The organism is Bacillus sp. AG4(2022), assembly GCF_031844465.1.
Taxonomy (GTDB): domain Bacteria; phylum Bacillota; class Bacilli; order Bacillales; family Cytobacillaceae; genus Bacillus_AB; species Bacillus_AB infantis.
In genome coordinates, this window is the sequence record NZ_JAUZVH010000001.1 from 204,515 (window position 1) to 225,422 (window position 20,908).

At 44.6% G+C, this 20,908-nt stretch carries 22 protein-coding genes and 1 pseudogene; 7 read left to right on the forward strand and 16 right to left on the reverse strand.

The window, feature by feature from the left end; all coding sequences use genetic code 11:
* Positions 1-130: 130 nt before the first annotated feature.
* From tlp to acnA, 7 genes are all read right to left on the reverse strand, one after another.
* Positions 131-367 carry a small acid-soluble spore protein Tlp gene (gene tlp / locus Q9R36_RS01030; protein WP_101547701.1) on the reverse strand — a complete coding sequence of 79 codons (237 nt, stop codon included), beginning with the start codon at positions 365-367 and terminating at the stop codon, positions 131-133.
* Positions 368-543: 176 nt separating this feature from the next.
* The gene (locus tag Q9R36_RS01035; RefSeq protein ID WP_009790921.1) at positions 544-687 is read right to left on the reverse strand and encodes an acid-soluble spore protein N; all 144 of its coding nucleotides are present in this window, start codon (positions 685-687) and stop codon (positions 544-546) included.
* A 56-nt stretch (positions 688-743) separates the two neighbouring features.
* Positions 744-875 carry an FbpB family small basic protein gene (locus Q9R36_RS01040; protein ID WP_022543828.1) on the reverse strand — a complete coding sequence of 44 codons (132 nt, stop codon included), beginning with the start codon at positions 873-875 and terminating at the stop codon, positions 744-746.
* Positions 876-1,011: 136 nt separating this feature from the next.
* Positions 1,012-1,524 (reverse strand): peroxiredoxin family protein, encoded by a 513-nt coding sequence (locus Q9R36_RS01045; RefSeq protein ID WP_101547700.1) that lies wholly within the window; start codon positions 1,522-1,524, stop codon positions 1,012-1,014.
* A gap of 24 nt (positions 1,525-1,548) precedes the next feature.
* Positions 1,549-1,965, reverse strand: a complete 417-nt coding sequence (locus Q9R36_RS01050) for a hypothetical protein (RefSeq protein WP_101547699.1) — start codon at positions 1,963-1,965, stop codon at positions 1,549-1,551.
* A gap of 84 nt (positions 1,966-2,049) precedes the next feature.
* The gene (gene mtnA / locus Q9R36_RS01055; protein ID WP_101547698.1) at positions 2,050-3,099 is read right to left on the reverse strand and encodes an S-methyl-5-thioribose-1-phosphate isomerase; all 1,050 of its coding nucleotides are present in this window, start codon (positions 3,097-3,099) and stop codon (positions 2,050-2,052) included.
* Between the two features lie 132 nt (positions 3,100-3,231).
* Positions 3,232-5,940, reverse strand: a complete 2,709-nt coding sequence (acnA, locus tag Q9R36_RS01060; protein WP_101547697.1) for an aconitate hydratase AcnA — start codon at positions 5,938-5,940, stop codon at positions 3,232-3,234.
* A 331-nt stretch (positions 5,941-6,271) separates the two neighbouring features.
* Between acnA and sspO the strand changes: the two genes are divergently transcribed.
* Complete coding sequence (gene sspO / locus Q9R36_RS01065; protein ID WP_101547696.1) at positions 6,272-6,421, forward strand: small acid-soluble spore protein O; 150 nt, start codon at positions 6,272-6,274, stop codon at positions 6,419-6,421.
* 71 nt (positions 6,422-6,492) lie between these two features.
* On the opposite strand, the gene Q9R36_RS01070 is transcribed toward sspO, so the two are convergent.
* On the reverse strand, positions 6,493-6,753 hold the full coding sequence (locus Q9R36_RS01070) for a hypothetical protein (RefSeq protein WP_101547695.1): 261 nt from the start codon (positions 6,751-6,753) through the stop codon (positions 6,493-6,495).
* Between the two features lie 110 nt (positions 6,754-6,863).
* Between Q9R36_RS01070 and Q9R36_RS01075 the strand changes: the two genes are divergently transcribed.
* The gene (locus Q9R36_RS01075; protein WP_101547694.1) at positions 6,864-7,007 is read left to right on the forward strand and encodes a small acid-soluble spore protein P; all 144 of its coding nucleotides are present in this window, start codon (positions 6,864-6,866) and stop codon (positions 7,005-7,007) included.
* A 23-nt stretch (positions 7,008-7,030) separates the two neighbouring features.
* Here Q9R36_RS01075 and selA read toward each other — a convergent pair whose 3' ends face one another.
* Positions 7,031-8,455 (reverse strand): L-seryl-tRNA(Sec) selenium transferase, encoded by a 1,425-nt coding sequence (gene selA / locus Q9R36_RS01080; RefSeq protein ID WP_101547693.1) that lies wholly within the window; start codon positions 8,453-8,455, stop codon positions 7,031-7,033.
* A gap of 96 nt (positions 8,456-8,551) precedes the next feature.
* On the opposite strand from selA, the gene Q9R36_RS01085 reads away from it, so the two are divergent.
* Positions 8,552-8,923, forward strand: coding sequence for an Hsp20/alpha crystallin family protein (locus tag Q9R36_RS01085; RefSeq protein ID WP_101547692.1), 372 nt, complete (start codon positions 8,552-8,554; stop codon positions 8,921-8,923).
* A gap of 67 nt (positions 8,924-8,990) precedes the next feature.
* On the opposite strand, the pseudogene Q9R36_RS01090 reads toward Q9R36_RS01085, so the two are convergent.
* Positions 8,991-9,170 (reverse strand): annotated as a pseudogene (locus Q9R36_RS01090) (Rdx family protein); the annotation flags it as partial.
* Positions 9,171-9,507: 337 nt separating this feature from the next.
* Between Q9R36_RS01090 and Q9R36_RS01095 the strand changes: the two are divergent.
* Complete coding sequence (locus Q9R36_RS01095) at positions 9,508-10,248, forward strand: arylamine N-acetyltransferase family protein (protein ID WP_129612248.1); 741 nt, start codon at positions 9,508-9,510, stop codon at positions 10,246-10,248.
* A gap of 57 nt (positions 10,249-10,305) precedes the next feature.
* Here the strand turns inward: Q9R36_RS01095 and Q9R36_RS01100 are convergent, their stop codons facing one another.
* The 4 genes from Q9R36_RS01100 to Q9R36_RS01115 form a co-directional block, all read right to left on the reverse strand.
* The gene (locus tag Q9R36_RS01100) at positions 10,306-11,253 is read right to left on the reverse strand and encodes an L-threonine 3-dehydrogenase (protein WP_101547690.1); all 948 of its coding nucleotides are present in this window, start codon (positions 11,251-11,253) and stop codon (positions 10,306-10,308) included.
* A 46-nt stretch (positions 11,254-11,299) separates the two neighbouring features.
* Entirely contained in the window at positions 11,300-12,490 is a 1,191-nt protein-coding gene (locus Q9R36_RS01105; protein WP_101547689.1) for a glycine C-acetyltransferase, read from the reverse strand.
* A 625-nt stretch (positions 12,491-13,115) separates the two neighbouring features.
* On the reverse strand, positions 13,116-13,436 hold the full coding sequence (locus Q9R36_RS01110; RefSeq protein WP_165352537.1) for an 8-amino-7-oxononanoate synthase: 321 nt from the start codon (positions 13,434-13,436) through the stop codon (positions 13,116-13,118).
* 15 nt (positions 13,437-13,451) lie between these two features.
* Positions 13,452-14,348 carry an HD domain-containing phosphohydrolase gene (locus Q9R36_RS01115; protein ID WP_101547688.1) on the reverse strand — a complete coding sequence of 299 codons (897 nt, stop codon included), beginning with the start codon at positions 14,346-14,348 and terminating at the stop codon, positions 13,452-13,454.
* Between the two features lie 388 nt (positions 14,349-14,736).
* Between Q9R36_RS01115 and arcA the strand changes: the two genes are divergently transcribed.
* Positions 14,737-15,966, forward strand: a complete 1,230-nt coding sequence (gene arcA, locus Q9R36_RS01120; protein WP_101547687.1) for an arginine deiminase — start codon at positions 14,737-14,739, stop codon at positions 15,964-15,966.
* A gap of 31 nt (positions 15,967-15,997) precedes the next feature.
* Here arcA and pdxR read toward each other — a convergent pair whose 3' ends face one another.
* Entirely contained in the window at positions 15,998-17,374 is a 1,377-nt protein-coding gene (gene pdxR / locus Q9R36_RS01125) for a MocR-like pyridoxine biosynthesis transcription factor PdxR (RefSeq protein ID WP_101547686.1), read from the reverse strand.
* 106 nt (positions 17,375-17,480) lie between these two features.
* Between pdxR and Q9R36_RS01130 the strand changes: the two genes are divergently transcribed.
* Positions 17,481-18,029, forward strand: coding sequence for a pyridoxamine 5'-phosphate oxidase family protein (locus tag Q9R36_RS01130; protein WP_101547685.1), 549 nt, complete (start codon positions 17,481-17,483; stop codon positions 18,027-18,029).
* 77 nt (positions 18,030-18,106) lie between these two features.
* Here Q9R36_RS01130 and trhO read toward each other — a convergent pair whose 3' ends face one another.
* The gene (gene trhO, locus Q9R36_RS01135; protein WP_101547684.1) at positions 18,107-19,072 is read right to left on the reverse strand and encodes an oxygen-dependent tRNA uridine(34) hydroxylase TrhO; all 966 of its coding nucleotides are present in this window, start codon (positions 19,070-19,072) and stop codon (positions 18,107-18,109) included.
* A gap of 243 nt (positions 19,073-19,315) precedes the next feature.
* Here trhO and Q9R36_RS01140 point away from each other — a divergent pair, with 243 nt between their 5' ends.
* Positions 19,316-20,875 carry an ABC-F family ATP-binding cassette domain-containing protein gene (locus tag Q9R36_RS01140; protein ID WP_101547683.1) on the forward strand — a complete coding sequence of 520 codons (1,560 nt, stop codon included), beginning with the start codon at positions 19,316-19,318 and terminating at the stop codon, positions 20,873-20,875.
* Positions 20,876-20,908 lie beyond the last annotated feature (33 nt).

The following is a 20,908-nucleotide window of genomic DNA, read 5'->3' on the forward strand; positions in this document are numbered from 1 at the left end:
TATTTACTCTCCGCTTACGCGTCCGCTATCATTTTACCATATATTCATGTATGTACTAAGTAATCTGCCGCACTGGCCAGAGTATGAAAATGGCCCGGGTTCTGATGAATATCCCGGGCCAATGGCTTCATTATTCTATTCCGTTTTCCTGCTGTGCGCGATATTCGTCCTTAACCTCTGAACGGAAAGCGTCCAGGCTGTCCCGGCGGCGCTCGTTCTTAGCTTCGATCCGCTTTTTGTCTTCTTCGTTTGCAAACTCCATCGAAGCCTCTGCTTCCTGCATATTCTCAATTGTATGGACTATCATCGATTGAAGCTTCTCAACGTTATCGCTTCTGTCATCGGGATTTGGCCTGTTGTGTGCCATAACGGAACCCTCCTTGGCGGTAGTGGATTGTTGCCTGATTAGTTTGCGGAATATGTTGTTTTTTCATGTTGGAAATGAGTGGGTAAAAGGGTGGCCTGGCATATGCACATAAGGAAAAAATATCTGGTCATACAAACAAACAGCCGGCCCGATAAGGGACGGCTGTGATTTATCATTTATTCGCCTTTTGTTTGAATAACCTGAGCATGCTTGCCTGATGTATCCTGCATTTTCTTGCCTTTGTTGCCGCCGAATCCTCTTGATTTAGTTCCTATGTGGTTCGGCACAAACTGGCTGCTGTCTTTTTTCGGATTGCCCATGCTTATCCCTCCTCCCTTTTAATATCTCCTTAAGAGGGGGAGTTACGAATGGGAATTTATTCAGCTTTGCCCATACGTTTTTCTTCAAGCCTTACTTCAATGCGATCTATAGCAGCCTGATCTTTCAGAAGCTGGCGCTTGTTTTCAAGGACAAGCTCTGCAAATGTCTGTTTTCTCGGTTTTCTCATTTCTTTCACCTTCCTTATTTCCTATTCTAACAGTTAATATGCCCAAAAATTCCTGCAATTATTACAACTTTTTGAAAATTTAATCAGGACAGTAAAAAATCCTATACCTAAATAAAAAAGCACCCCATCAGGATGCTCATTTTTGCTTCATTTTTTCAGTCATTTCCCACATGGTTTCTGCTTCCATCGCTGATAAATATTTATCCCGAATTATACCTTTATCATCAATGAAATAAGTAGCAGGTACCGTCATGACTTTATACTGGGTATTAACCTCATCCTTGGCATCCAGCAGGATTGGAAAGGTGATTCCCATCTTCTCAATAAATTTCGCCGAGTTATATTGCGGATCGATATTGACAGCCAGGATGCTGATCTCATTCCCGGCTGCTTCATGGAATTTTTGCATCTCAGGCATCTCCTGTTTGCAGGGAGGGCACCATGGAGCCCAAAAATTCAGCATGACCTTTTTTCCGCGGAAATCTGAGAGCTTAACAATATTTCCCTGAAGATCCTTCAGCTGAAAATCAGGTGCCTCAGTACCCGCTGCAAGACCAGGCAAGTCCGCTTTAGCAGCATCGAGCGGCAATATGCCTGATATATGGAACAAAACTAAGAAGGCCATCAGCTGCATTACTTTTTTGGCCATAGCCAATACTCCTCCTTTAAAAGCTTATTTGATAAAAAAGTAAAGAATGCTTAACAGCCAAAATCCGCATAAAAAAGTGATGAGCGCATAGATAATCAAATAGACCGCTTCCCTGCCAGCCCAGCCATGCTTCCTGCACTGTCCGGCAAAATAAAGAGCGGCACCGAGTAAACCGAGAACAGCTTCTTTTACCCCTCCATTGAAATAAAGCAAGCCCAGGGGATTAGTCCATAAAAGTGACGGCTGGAAAAGCAGCCTGCCAAACTTATATATAAGAAACCAAATCAGCACTGCTGTAAAAAGCTTGTCCTCGAAGGTTTTTCGAAACTCTTGTCTATTTTTAAGATGAAAGAGGAAAAACAGATGGACGATCAGCAGCGAAAGAAGAGAAACCAGCAAGTCAATCTTGAGGCTGAACGACCCTAATTCAATTGTCTCCATTATTACGTTGCCCCCGTCAGAAAAATATATGAGCAGAAAGAGCTCACAGACAAAAAGCAAGCATTGCTGCTTGCTTTCTTGAAATTATGAATGAAAAAGCTTCTTTAACTCTTCGGGATAATTCCCTTGAATGATCCCTTTTTCGGTGATGATGGCTGTTATCAGCTCAGCAGGTGTTACATCAAATGCCGGATTGAAAACCTTGACTCCTTCCGGTGCAGTGGCTTTGCCGAACCCATGCGTAAGTTCTTCGGAGCCTCTCATTTCAATCGGGATAGCATCTCCTGATTCTGTCTTCATGTCAATGGTAGATGTAGGCGCTGCTACGTAAAACGGAATGTTATGTGCCTTGGCAAGCAGGGCAAGCCCGTATGTCCCAATTTTATTGGCAGTGTCCCCATTGGCGGCCACCCGGTCACAGCCGACAAAGACAGCTTCAGCCATGCCTTGTTGCATGACCATGGCAGCCATGCTGTCTGTGATAAGAGTCACATCAATGCCTGCCTGCTGGAGTTCCCATGCTGTCAGCCTTGCACCTTGAAGGAGCGGCCGCGTTTCATCTGCATACACCTTAAGTTCCCAGCCTTTTTCCTTTGCGAGATAGAAAGGCGCCAGCGCCGTCCCGTACCTTGCAGTGGCAATGCCGCCTGCATTGCAATGTGTCAGCACACCCATCCCGTCTTTCAAAAGGGCCAGCCCGTTGATGCCGATCATGCGGCATACTTCCTCATCCTCTTTTCTGATCAGGTGTGCTTCTTCCTCAAGCTTTTTCTTTATCCTGGCAACTGGCTGGTCTTTTTCCGCCAGGGCACGCTCATCCATTCTCTGTAACGCCCAGAAAAGATTAACGGCAGTAGGACGGGAGCTTGCCAGGTACTCAAGATTTTCTTTGAATTCTTTGTAAAATGATGAGAAATCTCCCTCAGGAGCCTTGTTGGCGGCCAGTACAAGTCCGTAAGCAGCGGCAATCCCAATGGCCGGAGCCCCTCTGACTTTCAGCTGCTTGATGGCGTCCCAGGCATCCTCCACCTTGGTGATTTCAAGAAATTCTGTGACAGATGGCAGCAGGGTCTGATCCAATATATATAATGTGCCGTTATCATATGTAACGGATTGAAGGAATGTCTGTTCCATTTTTGTTCCCCTCTCGAAGACTATTCAAATTTTTCTGATGCTACAAGCTATTGTAGCAAGAATTATGTATGAAGCATATATTTTTTTTACAGAAAAAAGCGCCGCAGCAATGCCGCGGCGCCTACACTTTTATTAGTTTTTAAGTCTTTCGCGCAGAACCATCTGCAGGATTCCGCCATGGCGGTAGTAGTCGATTTCAACTTCAGAGTCGAAACGGACAAGCACTTCAAAAGTTAGCTTGTTTCCATCTTCGTCTGTTGCTGTTACCTTAACAAAATCGCGTGGCCTTACATTTTCATCGATTTGGACATCGAATGTTTCCTTGCCAGTCAGGCCAAGGACCTCTGCATTTTCTCCTGCTTTAAATTGAAGCGGGAGAACACCCATAAGCACAAGATTGGAACGGTGGATACGCTCATAGCTCTCAGCGATGACTGTCTTGATGCCCAGAAGATTTGTGCCTTTGGCTGCCCAGTCACGGGAAGAGCCCATTCCATAGTCTTTGCCTGCAAGAACTGCAAGGCCAGTTCCGTCTTCCTTGTACTTCATGCAAGCATCATAGATGCTTGTTACTTCGCCAGTAGGCCAGTAAGTCGTGAAGCCGCCTTCAGTGCCAGGGGCAACCTGGTTGCGGATGCGGATATTCGCGAATGTTCCGCGCATCATAACTTCATGGTTACCGCGGCGTGAGCCATAAGAGTTGAAATCGCGCGGCTCAACGCCATTTTCGCGCAGATATCTGCCTGCTGGTGTATCCTTGCCGATCGCGCCTGCTGGTGAAATGTGGTCAGTTGTAACAGAGTCGCCGAATTTACCTACTACACGCAGTCCGTTAAGCGGCTTGACTTCATCCGCATTTGGCGTAAGCCCTTCAAAGAACGGCGGGTTTTGGATGTAAGTTGAGTTTTCATCGAAAGAATATAATGGTTCATTGCTGGTCTGGATTTCATTCCAGCGCTCGTTGTCGCTGAATACATGCTCGTATTCTTTCTTAAACAGCTCAGGTGTTACAGTCCTGCTGACAACCTCGTTCACTTCAGCAGTAGATGGCCAGATATCCTTGAAGAATACATCGTTTCCATCTTTATCTTTTCCGAGCGATTCATTTTGAAGATCGATGTCGACAGTTCCAGCCAGTGCATAAGCGACTACAAGCGGCGGTGAAGCCAGGTAGTTTCCTTTTACAAGCGGATGGATACGGCCTTCAAAGTTCCTGTTTCCTGAAAGGACGGAAGTGACAAGAAGATCACTGTCAGCTACTGCCTTCTCAATTTCCTCTCTCAGCGGTCCGGAATTCCCGATGCAGGTTGTGCAGCCGTAACCGACAAGGTTGAAGCCGATCTGCTCAAGGTATGGAAGCAATCCGGAATCACGCAGGTAGCCTGTAACTACCTTAGACCCAGGCGCAAGTGAAGTTTTTACATATTTAGGCACTTCAAGGCCAAGCTCGACCGCTTTCTTTGCCACAAGGCCGGCGCCGACAAGCACGTATGGATTTGAGGTATTTGTACAGCTTGTGATCGCAGCAATTGCGATAGCCCCAGTTTTCATTTTTGTTGAGTCTCCGTTTTGGAAATCAACGGTTACTTCTTTATTGATCTCTTTCTTGCTTAAGCCGAAGCCCTGGTTCCCTTGAGGAGCCGTAAGCGCCTGATTGAATTCTTCTTTCATGGCAGAAAGAGGAATCAGATCCTGAGGGCGTTTAGGGCCGGAAAGGTTTGCTTCAATTTCAGCAAGGTTGATTTCAACTACTTCAGTGTATACCGGTTCAAGTGAAGGATCGAAGAACAATCCATTCTCTCTGCAGTATTTTTCAACAAGCTTGATCTGCTCTTCAGATCTGCCTGTCAGGCGCATGTAGTTAAGTGATTCTGAATCAACCGGGAAGAATCCGCAAGTTGCACCATATTCAGGAGCCATGTTGGCAATTGTCGCACGGTCAGCAAGCGGCAGTGCCGTTACACCTGATCCAAAGAACTCGACAAATTTTCCGACAACCCCCTGCTGGCGGAGAACCTGTGTCACCTTAAGTGCAAGGTCTGTTGCTGTAGCCCCGTTAGGAAGCTCTCCAGTCAGCTTGACACCTACTACTTCAGGCACTGGGAAATATGAAGGCTGGCCAAGCATTCCTGCTTCAGCTTCAATTCCGCCTACACCCCAGCCAAGTACGCCGATTCCGTTGATCATCGTGGTATGGGAATCTGTACCTACAAGTGAATCAGGGAAAGCTTCGAAATCGCCATCCGGCGTTTCAACTGCCTGAACCACGTTTGCAAGGAATTCCAGGTTAACCTGGTGAACGATCCCGGTTGCCGGCGGAACAGCACGGTAGTTGTCAAATGCTTTCTGAGCCCAGCTAAGGAACTGGTAACGCTCGGCATTTCGTTCAAATTCAAGAACCATATTTGCTTCCAGGGAATCAGGAGTACCATACTTATCAACCTGTACTGAGTGGTCGATAACCAGGTCAACTGGCTTCTCCGGATTGATTTTGTCAGGATCTCCGCCCATGTCAGCCATTGCTTTCCTTAATGAAGCAAGGTCAACAACCGCAGGAACGCCTGTGAAATCCTGAAGGATGACGCGTGAAGGCTTGAATGGAACGTCTACTTCCTTCACTTGGTCAGATCCCCATTTTGCCAGGTTCTCTACATGCTCCTGTGTAATAACGCGTCCGTCAAACTGGCGCAGGACAGACTCAAGCAATACTTTAATGGAATAAGGCAACCTTGATACGCTGCCGATTCCTGCTTCTTCCAAAGCTGCTAATTGATAGTAATGATAGCGTTTACCGTCTAGTTCAAATGATTTCCTTGAATTAAAAACATCATTTTTAGACATATGTATTACCCCCTCTAATGATAATCATATACCAAAATTATAATAATTGTCGAAAAGTTTGAATTGTCATTTCCATCGCCACTTTTCTCACAATTCTTATCTTAATACAACCTTTTATATAAGTAAATAACAAGAAAGTTATTGTTTTTGATAAGTTTTACTTATTATATTTTTGATTGCAATTAATTTTGGCGGGATTGGACAGCTAACAGAGTCAATTTCTATATACCTTTTTGGGGTTTTTTAAAACAAATATTATTGCAAAAAAGCAATTTTTTACCGAATGAGGGCTGGTTTACAGGCAAAAGATATGAATGCGGAGGTGAGAATTTTGGCGAAACGAAAAGCAAACCATGTACGTCCAGGCATGAACGCAGCTAAAAGCCAGGGGCAGGGAGCCGGCTTTAACGAGGAATATTCAAATGAGCCATTGACAGAAGCCCAGAAACAAAACAATAAAAAACGCAAGAAAAACCAGTGACATCATCTGGTGGCTTGGTCCCCAAAATATAACAACAAAAAACCCCTTGAAAAGGGGTTTTTGCGTGATGATTAGTCAACAGCATTGACTTCCTGGATGATCCTTGACAAATCGCGCTGAAATTGCTCAAGCTGGCCCCGTTGATGTTCACTCGCTGTTTCAAGAGCATTTTCGATTTGTGCAAATGCTTCATTGACCTCATTTTGCAGGTGCTTCAGCTGATGGCCGTAGCTTGCGCTGTCGCGCACGATTTCATTATATAAGCCGCTGGCTTCGGCGAATCCTTGCTCTGCCGCCTGAAAAGCCTGCTGTTTGTCTTTATGGTATGGCATGTTTTCACTCCTGTTAATCAAGATGTAGTGTTAAATTGTGCAGTCGGCCGGGAAAATATTCGGTATAAAAACAACTGCAAAAAACATCCTAATGTTAGGAGGGATGGCAAATGAACAAAAACGACAGCAAAGATATGCACAAAAACGCCCCAAAAGGGGACAATACAGGTCAGCCTGAACCGTTAAGCGGCTCTAAGAAAGTGAAAAACCGCAACCATACAAGACAAAAGCATAATTCCGGGCACGATATGTAGAACATGGCAAAGAGGCTTGTCCCCTACTCTGGAGACAAGCCTTTTTCAATTTTGCTCAGGCAGGCAGCAATGATCCCTGCCTCTTCTTCAGAAACGGTCCGGAGATCAAATATCGTTTCTTCCTGGCGAATCCTTGCTATGATCGGCACCCCATCCTGCTCCCTTAGTTTTACGGCAAGCTCATCTGCAGTAATGCCTGGCATCCTGACCGCCGCTGCAAAGGTCGGCAGCTCAACATCCGGCATCGTCCCCCCTCCGACCATGCTGGTGCTTTCCATCACCCTCACCTCGGAATCAGGGCAGCCTAAACGTACTTCAGCAGCAAATGCTTCTGCCCTCTTCTTAAGGTCATCCTCACCGGCTAGCATATCGCGGATGACAGGAATCTCCATTAATGCCTTCTCATCTTTTACATATGCTGAAAGCGTTGCTTCCAAAGCCGCCAAGGTCATCTTATCCACTCTTAGAACTCTTGCCAGCTGATGCTTTTTCAGCTTATCGATTAAATCTTTCCGTCCTGCGATGATTCCTGCCTGGGGCCCACCGAGCAGCTTATCACCGCTGAAAGACACAATGCTCGCGCCGGCTTTCAGAACCTCGCTTACCACAGGCTCTTCCCCAATCCCATGCTTGCTGTAATCATACAGCACCCCGCTTCCGAGATCTTCGTAATAGATAAGCCCGCTCTTTGCGGCTTCTTCTGCCAGTTCACCGGCAGGAACACTTTTGGTAAAGCCGACGATCTTGAAGTTGCTCGTATGTACCTTCATCAGCATCGCGGTATCCTCTGTTACTGCTTCCTTATAATCCCGGAGATGAGTTTTATTCGTCGTTCCCACTTCTACCAGCCTGGCCCCTGATTCCTCCATAATGGAAGAAATCCGAAAAGAACCGCCAATTTCAACAAGCTCGCCCCGGGAAACAATGACCTCGCTGCCAGAAGCCAGCGCCCTCAGAACGAGGAATACGGCAGCCGCATTGTTATTGACGATCATTGCCGCTTCTGCACCCGTGATCTCCTTAACCAAACCTTCAACGAGATCATGGCGGGACCCCCTGCTGCCTTTTTCCAAATTGTATTCAAGGTTAGAGTAGCTCCTGGCAATGCTGGACATATGTTCAACAGCAGCCTCTGAAAGCCTTGCCCTTCCCAGATTGGTGTGAAGAATGGTGCCTGTTGCATTGATCACTTTTTGTAAGGCAAAGCTGTATTTTTGCTCAGCGGCAGCTTCGATATTATTAAATAAACGGATCAGAAATTCCTTGCTTCCCGGCTCGGGACCGCTGTAGTTCCCTGCCAGGATCGCCTGTCTTACTGAGTCAAGCGCCTCCTTGATCAGCTCGGCAAAACGGCCGTGCTCAAGCCCCAGCCTTTCCTGCAGGCTAAGTGCCCTTTCATCCCTCTGCATCTCGTGTACAGGGGGGATCTGTCTGAGAATATTGTTCACTTTTTTAATCCTCCAGCATATTAATTAGAAGTATTATATCATTTTCACCCTGTGCGGTTCTAATGAATATAATGGTCGCAACAAGGGGGCATTATTATGGGAAAGAACAGCGAAGATAATCCATTCAAGGAAATGGAAAAATGGATGGAGCATTTCTTTCTTGATCCGCTGACTTCTTATCTTGATCAATCAGCTTTCCGGATCGACATTTATGAGACGGATGCGGAATATATTGTGGAAGCCTTGCTGACAGATTTCACAGCTGCGATGCTTTCCGTCATATTAAACGGCCATGAGCTGATCATCAGGGCAGAAAAGGATAAAGAAACAGTCAGCCGGGAAGTCGATTTTCCATTTCTTATAACAGAAAAACTGGTTACCTCCCGATTTTCCTGCGGCATACTGGAAGTATTCATTTCCAAAACCAGTAAAGGCTCCGGCAAAGATCGCAAGGTGCCTGTACAATAACCGGCCATTTAGAGGTTAAATATAACGGAAGCCCCGCTCCAAAAAGAAGGCGGGGCTGTTCCTATTGTCATTTCATTTTATCAATGATTTCCTGGCTTTTAGGAAAGACGCCTGTCTCAAGCTTTGAATAGATTTTGCTTCCATTCACTGTCACTTCAAAGGCGCCGCCTGAACTGGGGACCAGCTCCATTTTTCCTACTTCAGACCGGAAATGATTAAATAGGTCCTCCGCGAAACTCGCGGCTTTTGGTGCGTAGTTTCACATCATGCAGAATTCTACCTTCACTTCATACTTTGCCATCAATTATCCTCCTCTCCTGCCAAGTTTGTATTTATTGTAGTACAAGCATCCCGGGGCCTGCAACCGTGCTGTCTTTCTCTCATTTTCATTTTTGAGGAATATGGGCTTCGCGCAATCGAAATACAGCATACTTTTTTTAGAACATGAGCTGTTAGATTTATAAAGGCTAAACAGACAGCAGGCAGTATACGATCCTTATATCGGACAGCATGTTAGAATAGTAATAGGGACCAGCCCGATACAGTATAAATCTAATTTTTTTTAGCATAGAAGGTGAAAATATATGAATATTGACCGTTATCTAGCCAGGATTAAGGCAGATATAAAGGAACCGGGACTGGAAGCGCTGGCACATCTGCAAAAAAGGCATATGCTAAGCATACCTTTTGAAAATCTGGATGTTATCAGGAAGGTCCCGATCAGTTTGGACAGGGATCAGTTTTACAAAAAAGTAGTGGAAAACAACAGGGGCGGTTTTTGCTATGAGCTGAACGGCCTTTTCCAAACCCTTCTTTCCAAGATGGGCTACAGCTCAGCCCTTATCTCCGGTACAGTCAAAACACCGGGCGGATGGGCCAGGGAAAACAGCCATGCTGCCATACTGGTCTATCTAGACCAGCCGTATTTGACAGATGTAGGCTTCGGGGACTCTGCCAGGCAGCCTATACCGCTTGATGGCACTGAGAAGGAGGATGCGAGCGGTAAATATAAAGTCAGGAGTCTGGGAGGCGGCTGCTACGATTTGATGCATTATGCCAGCGGGGAATGGGTCATCAAGTACCGGTTTACTGATGAAAAAAGAGACTTGGATTTTTTCCAAGGTTCCTGCAGCTTCAATCAAACGTCAGCAGAATCGCCATTCACCAAAGATGATATTATTACGATTGCCACAGTAAACGGAAGAATCACGCTATCAGGGCACACACTGGTAAAAACAGAGAACGGGGAAAAGTCTAAAACAGATTTAGACAAGACTTCAAAACTGGTGGCGCTAAAAGAGTTCTTTGGAATAGTAGCGGAATAATTGCTTCATATAGAAAAAGCTGGCGGAGATGGTCTCCTGCCAGCTTTTTTCACCTGATTAAACGGTTATAACTTTCAGCTTTTCCAGCATATCTGCCGTCATTTTAGCAAGATCGTATTCAGCCTTAAAGCCCCATTCTTCTTTTGCTGCTGTGCAATCTATTGAATTCGGCCAGCTGTCAGCAATTGCCTGGCGGACTGGATCCACTTCATAGCTAAGTTCAAATGAAGGAATATGCTGGCGGATGGCTTCAGCAATCTCTTCAGGCTCAAAGCTCATTGCCGCAACATTGAATGAGTTGCGGTGCTTGAGCCGGCCTGCATCAGCTTCCATCAAATTGATAATAGCATCAAGGGCATCCGGCATATACATCATATCCATATATGTCCCTTTATCGATATAAGAGGTGTACTTGCCTTCTTCGATCGCTTTATAATAAATTTCCACAGCATAATCGGTAGTCCCGCCGCCTGGAGGAGTCACATAAGAGATCAGGCCTGGGAAGCGCAAGCCTCTCGTATCCAGGCCGAATTTATGAAAATAATAATCGCAAAGGAGCTCGCCGGCAACTTTATTGACCCCGTACATTGTCGTTGGACGCTGAATGGTATCCTGCGGAGTAGAATCCTTTGGCGTAGATGGACCGAAAGCGCCGATTGAGCTTGGCGTAAAGAACTGGCTATTCAGCTCCCGTGCAGCTTCCAGTGCATTCATCAGGCCGCCCATATTAAGGTTCCACGCAAAAACCGGGTTTGCCTCAGCCGTCGCAGACAGCAATGCTGCCATATGAATGACTGTATCAGCATTATGCTTCTTTGCTGTATCAAACATAGATTTAGCATCCGTAACATCCACGATTTCAAAAGGGCCGGACTGGGCCGCCTCAGAATCATTCCTGCGGATATCAGTTGCAATGACATTATCGGTTCCATATATATTTCTAAGCTTGACAGTCAGCTCTGAACCGATCTGGCCAAGAGCACCTGTAATAAAGATCTTTTTCATCGTTTTCCTCCACCTAAATCCGTCGTTTCATATCTATATTTGATTCTTAAATGATACCCATTTCCTTGCCGACCTTTTTGTAGATCGAAAGTGCCTGGTCCAGCATATCCTTCGTATGTGCAGCTGTTGGCATATTGCGGACACGCCCGGTGCCCCGCGGAACAGTTGGGAACACGATTGATTTAGCATAAACGCCTTCATCATTTAATCGTTTGCTGAATTCCTGGGTAGCCACTTCATCCCCGATAATGCAAGGAGTGATAGGCGTTTCACTGTCTCCAATATTGAAGCCGAGCTCCTTCAGCCCCTTTTTCAGATAATCGGCATTTTCCCAAAGCTTCTCGTTCAGCTCAGTGCTTTCCATAAGGATGCTAATAGATTCGATGCAAGCAGCTACATCTGCAGGTGTAAGGGACGTTGAAAATAAGAATGGGCGGCTTCTGACTTTCAGCCAGTCAATCAGCTGTTTCTTCCCGGCCACATATCCGCCGACAACTCCAATGGCCTTGGAGAGCGTACCGATTTGGAAGTCCACTTTATCGGATAATCCAAAATGTTTAACTGTACCTGCGCCTTTGCCGAGTACACCAGATCCATGTGCATCGTCAACATATGTGATCAGGTCGAACTCTTCAGCTATTTCCACGATTTCAGGGAGCTTCGCAATATCTCCATCCATGGAGAATACTCCATCGGTGATGACCATGACTTTATTATATTGTCCGGACTCTGTCGCTTCCTTTGCTTTCGCACGCAGATCTTCCATATCAGAGTGGTTGAAGCGGATGATTTTCGCACGGGACAGCCTGCAGCCGTCAATGATGGAAGCGTGGTTCAGTTCATCGGAAAGAATAGCATCATTTTTGTCCATGACTGCAGAGATGGCAGCCATATTACAGTTAAAGCCTGATTGGTAAGCAATGGCTGCTTCTGTATGCTTGAATTCTGCCAGTTTTTCTTCCAATTTGATATGGATATCCATTGTGCCGTTGATTGTCCTGACAGCACCTGCTCCTACACCGTATGTATCAATTGCCTTTTTGGCACTATTTTTGAGCCTGTCGCTTGTAGCAAGGCCCAGGTAATTATTTGAGGATAAATTAATTAATTCTCTTCCATTAATTTTGATCATTGGACCGTTCGGGCTTTCCAGCGGGTCAATTACATTATAAAGGCCCCTGCTTTTCAGATCCTCGAGATTTTCATTTAAAAAGCTATCCAAGGTTTTGCTGGACATAATAATCCCTCTCTTTATATAGAATTTAATGTCATCTGTAAATATACATCTGTACTCCTCATAAAGACATTTCGACATTCGAAAAAGACTTGTATATCAAGGAGTTCCATACTGATTACTTTAACATATTTGATTGAATTGTACACATGAAAAGGACAATATAGAAGGTGCTTTTATTTTTCCCAATAGGAATTAATCTTAGTTGTAAATTAAAGAGGAAACCTTCAAGCTTCCTCAGAATTGAAGACAGATCAAAATGCCATTTGTCTTCAATTTTGGCTGAAAAATGGGGCTGCTGATTTTCGTTACAGGCACTTCGCTTTCCGCGGGGCGGCGCTGAGCCTCCTCTTCGCTTTGCTCATGCGGGGTCTCAGCTTTGCCGCTATTTCCCGCAGGAGTCTTCGTGCCTTCCACTACAATCAACAGGTTTTAATGACATTTATTCTATGTAAAACCAAACTTCTTTTGATTAGGAAACTGCCCTTTGAATGAATAATTCTACCTGACCTAATTGATGATTTTTGTATTAGATATGTCTTTCAACTGCTAGTTTTATTGTCTCTTTAAATTGTTAATTTTATATTAAAAAAAAACTTGCCTGAAATTAAATCAGGCAAGTTTCTTCTTAGTATTGTGGTACTGGAGGATCAAATCCTAAAACTTTTTCACCATCAACTGTCAGCCATACATAATAATGGTCAATTTCAGTTTTAAGTAATTTTTCAAGCTTCTTGATAATTTTCTCTTGAGCTTCAAAAGTAATTTGGGCTGTTTCCTCTCCGAGCTCGATACCCTGTAATCCAAGCATATCAGCAATCGCTCTTGCTTCATCATAAGATACCTCTACATATTTGTCGTACTCAGGCAGATAAGCTGCTTCTGCAGGCTTAATGCTGAAAACTGCACCAATTAATAGTGCCATGACCAAAACGCTGATCTTTTTCATTATTTTTCCCCCTTTTTAAATTTTGTCTTTCATTTTAAGGAAAATATCAACAATGTACGGATTGTACATAGTTCCTTTGCATCTGAGTATTTCTTGTAATGCCTCATCTTTTGTTTTTCCTTTTCGATAGACTCTATCGCTTATGATGGCATCATAGGAATCTACAACTGCTATAATAGAAGCTTCGACGGAAATTTCTTCGCCTTTCAGTCCGTATGGATAGCCCTTGCCATCATGTCTTTCATGATGCTGCTCTACTATCTTTCCTGCCTGAATTAAGATTGGCAGGCCAGTCTGCTCAAGAATTTCTTTCCCGAACTCGGAATGTTTTTTCATGATTTCCCATTCCTCATTAGTCAATTTCCCTGGCTTTCTCAAGATCTCAAGAGGTATTTTCAACTTGCCAACATCATGCAGAAAGGAGGCTATATTTAGACTCATCAGCTGTTTGGAATTAAAACCCAAATATTCACCAAACAACATAGACAGCTTATTAATCCTGCTGCAGTGGTCAACGGTGTATCCATCTTTTTCTTCTATTGATACAGCCAGATCCATCAGGTTTTTAGTTATCATGCTGTAATGGTGGAAAACCGGCTGGGATGTAACATATAAGAATTCTGTCGTTTCTTCAGCCTGAAAGTAATAATGCTCCTTGACAGGAGTTTTATAAAAGGAATCTCCAGCTTTATACGATTTCTTAGGATTATCTGATTGGAGAATCAGCTCTCCTGAAAGAATATGTATAAATTCCATAGCATTCCAATCTTCCTGTGGTTCAAGGCCCCATCTCGTATCGGCATGCAGCTTATGATATATAACCTCTGTACCATCGCCAGATGCGATCAGGGAAATCTGCAAGCCTTTCATGTGGACTGTTTCAATGAAACGATCTTCATTTATAATGCCCACTGTATTACCCTCATTTCTATTTCTAAGATTGCTGTCGAATCAAGAAGAAAAGATTGTCAAATTTCTTCTATTCTCCAACATTATAATACATAAAGTTAAATAGTAATATAGAGAATTAGAAAAATAAACAAGAATTTACATATATTTTTTGGTAAATAATGAGAAAGTCCTATAAACAGCGCACCAGCAGACATTAAACTGCCAATCTTTGCTGCAGCAGGTACCAAAAGAAGCAGTATTTTCACTGTTATCTTGGCTTTTCGCTTAACAACTTTTGAATAAACATACAAAAAATTGATTAGTTTACTCACATTGCTTTAAAGGAAAATGAACAGTAGACATGAAACCAGACAAAACTGGCTCGTATACATATTTGGAGGTTATATAAATGAAGCATCCGTTAAATGTTACTTCGGAGATAGGGGAATTAAAGTCGGTCCTTCTGCACAGACCCGGCAAGGAGGTAGAAAACCTTACCCCTCAATACTTAAAGAGGCTGTTATTTGATGATATACCCTATTTGCCGGCGATTCAAAAGGAACATGATTATTTTGCAGGAGTTCTGAGCAATCGGGGCATTGAAGTTCTTTATCTTGATAAGCTGATGACAGAGACGCTTGCACAGCCTGAAATCCGCAGCCGGTTCACGGAACAGATCCTGATGGAAAGCCAATCCAATGTAAATGGCTCTTTTGAGGCGGTCTCTGAGTATTTGAATTCATTGCCGGCTGATGAACTGGTGAGGAAAGTGATGGCCGGGGTACGAAAGAATGAAATTGATTTAAAAGAAAAAGTGCACCTTCATGAAATCATGGCGGATTCTTACCCTTTCTTCCTTGATCCAATGCCGAATTTATATTTTACAAGAGATCCTGCAGCAGTCATCGGCAAAGGCATAACCATTAACAATATGAATGAACCGGCCAGAAGACGCGAATCAATTTTCATGGATTATATCATCAAGCACCACCCTCGCTTTAAAGAGCATGATATTCCCGTTTTCTTTAATCGGGATGAACATTATACACTCGAAGGCGGAGATGAGCTGGTGCTGAGCAGAGAAGTTGCTGCTATAGGTGTCAGTGCCAGGACATCTGCACAGGGAATTGAAAAGCTGGCAAGGGAATTGTTTGCCCGCCAGGAGGATATTAAGAAAGTAGTAGCTGTCGAGATTCCTAAATCACGGGCCTTCATGCATCTGGATACTGTGTTTACAATGATTGATCATGATAAATTCACCTATCATCCTGCGATTGAGAACAGCGACGGGAAAATGAAAATTTATATTCTCGAGCAGGGGAATTCTGGTGAACTGAAAATCACAGAAAAGGACAGCCTTGTGGAAACCCTGAAGGAAGTCCTGAATCTTCCAGAACTGGTCCTCCTGCCATGCGGCGGTGGAGATGTCATTGCAGCAGCCAGGGAGCAATGGAATGACGGCTCCAATACCCTGGCAATCGCCCCTGGAGTAGTAGTTACCTATGACCGCAACTATGTTTCCAATGATATGATGAGGCAAAATGGGATCGAGGTGCTCGAGATCATGAGCTCTGAACTTTCACGCGGCAGAGGCGGCCCGCGCTGTATGAGTATGCCGATTGTCAGAGGAGAACTGTAAAAGGGCCTGGATGGCCCTTTTCTTTTGCTCTTTATTCAAACCACGCCTCGGTAAGAATCTTTATCCCTTCTGCAATTTCTTCGGCAGAAAGTCCTCCAAATCCCAGCATGATCGAATCATCACCATCTCCATTTGCCCAATACTGGTTCGCAGAATACACTTTCACACCATTTTTGGCAGCCTTGGCAGCAAGCTCTTCACTTTTCCTCCCTTCCAGCTTTATGAGGATATGAAGCCCTGCCTTTTGTCCAATCACAGCCGCTTTATTTCCCATCATAGAACTTACCGACTCCAGCAGCACTTTATGCTTTGCCTGATAAAGGACACGCATTTTCCGGATATGCTGGTCAAAGTCTCCTTCCTTCAAGAAGCGTGCTGCAGCTTCTTGCATTATGGGAGAGACTGGCTGGCTGTACAGGCTGAAGTCCCTTTTATAGCCAGCTATAAGGGCCGGCGGCAAAACTATGAAGCTCAGTCTGGCTGCAGGAAGAAAGGATTTTGAAAAAGTCCCAAGGTAAATGACGCGATCATTTTGATCCAGACTTTTAAGCGGCGGAATCGGCTGTCCCTGATATCTGAACTCGCTGTCATAATCATCCTCCACAATATAACCACCAGTTTCAGCAGCCCATTTCAGCAGCTTCAGCCGTTTATTGATTGATAGGACCATACCGAGCGGAAATTGATGGGAAGGTGTCACATAAACCGCTTTTGCCCTCTTTTCTGCAAGCTCTTCAACACTGATTCCATCTTCCTCCACAGAGACGGGTTCTACTTTTCCTCCCTGATGCATCAGCACTTTCCTCACCCCATCATAGCCTGGGTTTTCCATCGCTATCACTTCTCCGCGAAGCTCGAGTATACTCATAATCACTGAAATGCTATTTTGCGTTCCTGAAGTGATGATGATTTGTTCTGGAGTGCACTCTATCCCCCTTGATCTGTACAAATACCCTGTCAGCTCGGTCCTCAGGGACAATTGGCCTTGCTTGTCTCCATATTGCAGAAAAGAGAGATCGAATGCTGCTTCAGACAGGGCGTTTTTCCATCTCCTGGCTGGGAAAGCAATTGCATCAATATGGCCATATTGAAAATCAATTTTTGGTTTTGCCTGCTCTTTTTTTAAAATAACAGGCAATTGTTCTTTAACCTGTTTCAAGGGAAATTCATCTATTTTGTTTACAACGATTCCGCTCTTCGGCCTGCTCTCGGCATACCCTTCTGCAATCAGCTGGTGATACGCCTCTTCTACTGTATTTTTGCTTACGTCCAGAAATCGGGAAAACTTGCGGATGGAAGGGAGCTTTTCCCCTGGCTTCATTTTTCCTGACTCGATTTCCGACTTGATATACTGATATAGCTGCACATATAAAGGCAGCTGGCTTTCCCTGTCTAAAAACGGCGTCATCGTACACTCCCATCTGACCCTTTAAGATTATATGAAACTGTCACTTTAAAGATGGTCAAATTGATATTAATCTGAATATACCATAAATATCTAAGGAGTGGAGTATATGTTTCCAATGCGCCAATCAATGCTAGAAGTCAAAGATCCTGAAAAAATCAGCACCTTCCTTAAGCAGGCCAGAACAGGATATCTTGGACTCAATGACAGTTCTTACCCTTATGTGGTGCCTCTTAATTATATTTGGCAGGATGATTGTATCTATTTTCATGGAGCCTCAGAAGGAAGGAAAATGGAGCTGCTGAATAATAGTCCTCATGTCTGCTTTACAGTAAGCGAAGATTTTGGCACACTTACCGACCCCGTCCCCGCAAAAACAGATACAGCTTATATGAGTGTAATGGTTTTTGGGAAAGCATTTGTGCTAGCCAATGTAGATGAAGCAACTAGGGTTATGCAGAACATGCTGGACAAGTATGTACCCGGCTACTTCCAGTCACCTCTGCCAAAAGCCCATCTAGAAAAATACCGCTCCTCGCTTGGAAGCAGGACGGCCGTCATTAAAATCATTCCTGACATTATAACTGCGAAAGAAAATGCAGCTGAAAATGAAAAAAAGTACTATCCAGGCAAAACAGCGGCTGTCGACCTTAGGTGAAGAATATTAAAACATTCGGGGGATTTCAGTCTTAACTTCCATATAAAAAAGACGTGCAGCCTCCTGCACGTCTTTTATCAAGATTGAACAGCTTCTTCTTCAAGCTTCTTCATTCTCTCAGACACTTCCTCTTCTGTAAGGCCGTGTTCACTGATATAGCGGTTGCGCGGATGCACCCGGCATTCATGGCTGCAGCTACGCAGATACTTATGCTCATTTTCTTCAGAGGTCAGAATTTGCTTGTTGCATTCAGGGTTTGCGCATCTTACATACCTCTCGCAAGGTTCGTTTGTGTAATAATCGCGGCCGACGATGACATGCTCCTCCTGATTGACAGGAACGCTGATCCGGTCATCGAACACATAGCATTGGCCGTCCCACAGCTTGCCGCGCACCTCAGGATCTTTACCGTACGTCACGATTCCTCCGTGCAGCTGGCCGACGTCCTCAAAACCTTCTTTTAGAAGCCATCCTGAGAACTTTTCGCAGCGGACGCCTCCAGTACAATAAGTCAGGATCTTCTTGCCTTCAAACTTATCTTTATTTTCCTTGATCCATTCAGGAAGGTCGCGGAAATTTTGGATATCCGGCTTAATCGCCCCCTTGAAATGTCCAAGGTCGTATTCATAGTCATTTCGTGCATCAAGGACGACAGTATCAGGGTCCTGCATCTTTTCAAAAAATTCTTTTGGTTCTAAGTGTGTCCCTGTCAGCTTTAATGGATCGACATCATCTTCAAGGCTCAAGTTCACTAGTTCTTTTCTCACTCTGACGCGCATTTTTCTGAATGCATGCCCTTCTGCTTCATCAATCTTGAAAACTGTGCCTTCGAATAAAGGATGATTGTCCATCATGTCGATATAGGCCTGTGTCTGCTCCACTGTGCCTGACACAGTGCCGTTGATGCCCTCTTCAGAAATCAGCACGCGCCCCTTAAGGCCGATGCCGTTGCAGAAATTCAAGTGCTCTTCTCTTTGTGCCGCAGGATCTTCTATATGAACATATTTGTAATAAAGCAAAATTCTATATGATTGTGTATCCATGATTTTTTCTTTCCTTTCCAGACCAAATGCAAGATTCTGTTCCGGCAGGCAGCCCTATACCGGATTTTTCAACACATTCTATTATAACAGCCATATAAAGGGTGTCAAAAACATTGTTTCCCCTTACCCGGGAAAAATGGACTGCCTCTAATGATAATTGGCATCTAACACACCTGGTTTACACTATTGTTTTTTAGTATGATGTAATAATGGATTATACATGCAAAGCGAGGAATATAAACGATGAGTTTATTAAATGTAGATCATTTAAGCCATACTTTTGGCGATAGAACTTTATTCAAAGATGTGTCCTTCCGCCTTCTGCAGGAAGACCATGTCGGACTTGTAGGCGCAAACGGAGTAGGAAAATCGACTCTTATGAATATCATAACCAATCAGCTGATCCACGACAGCGGCAAAGTGGAATGGACTCCAAATGTGCATTACGGCTATTTGGACCAGCATACAATCCTTACTCCTGGCAGGACCATGCGCGATGTGCTGAAGGATGCATTCCTTCCATTATTCGAACAGGAAAAAGCCCTTAATGAAGTGACAGCCAAGATGGCTGACGCTGCACCCGAAGAGCTTGAAGAGCTTCTTGAGCAGATGGGGGAAATCCAGGACAGGCTGGATGCCGGCGGGTTCTACTCTCTTGATATCAAGATTGAGGAAGCTGCGCGGGGGCTGGGCCTTGACGCAATCGGCCTTGACCGCGATGTTGCTGCACTGAGCGGCGGACAGCGTACAAAGGTTCTTCTGGCCAAGCTTCTTCTCGAGCAGCCGCAGGTCCTTTTGCTTGATGAGCCTACCAACTATCTTGATGTAGAGCATATCCGCTGGCTCACCGGCTACCTGAAGGAATATCCTTATGCATTCATGCTGATATCCCATGATACAGAATTCATGAATTCCGTATCAAATGTCATTTTCCATCTGGAATTTTCGAAGCTCAGCAGATATACCGCCAGCTATGATAAATTCCTCGAGCTTGCTGAAATCAATAAAAATCAGCATATCAATGCATATGAAAAACAGCAGGAGTTCATTAAAAAGCAGGAAGATTTCATCTCTAAAAATAAAGCCCGCTATTCAACAACAGGCCGGGCAAAAAGCCGCCAGAAGCAGCTTGACCGGATGGAAAGGATCGACCGCCCGGAAACTGCCGTTAAGCCTGCCTTCGAATTCAAGGAATCCCGCAGCAGCAGCCGGTATGTATTTGAAGGCAAAGATTTTGAAATCGGCTATTCCGATCCGCTCCTTCCAAAACTGAATATGACAGTTGAACGAGGCGAAAAGATTGCGATCGTTGGCTGCAACGGAGTGGGTAAATCCACGCTCCTGAAAACAATGCTCGGCAAAATTTCCCCTCTCAGCGGAAAAATCGAGCGCGGGGATTTCTTATTCCCTTCCTATTTTGAACAGGAAGTAAAAGCTGGCAACATCACTCCGATCGACGATGTATGGAGCGAGTTCCCAAGCCTTGACCAGCACCAGGTCCGTGCAGCATTGGCGAGATGCGGGCTGAAAAATGAACATATCTCACGCCCGCTGAATCAATTGAGCGGCGGCGAGCAGGCGAAGGTCCGCCTTTGCAAACTCCTAATGAATGAAAGCAACTGGCTATTATTTGACGAGCCGACAAACCACCTGGATATTACAGCAAAAGAAGAGCTGAAGCGTGCGCTGAAGGCTTATAAAGGCACTGTTGTGCTGGTATGCCATGAGCCTGACTTTTATGAAGACTGGGTAACTAAGACTTGGAACGTTGAAGAATGGTCCAAAAAAAAGAATCAGGCATAACCATTATCCCCCCTGCTGAAAGGCATGGGGGAT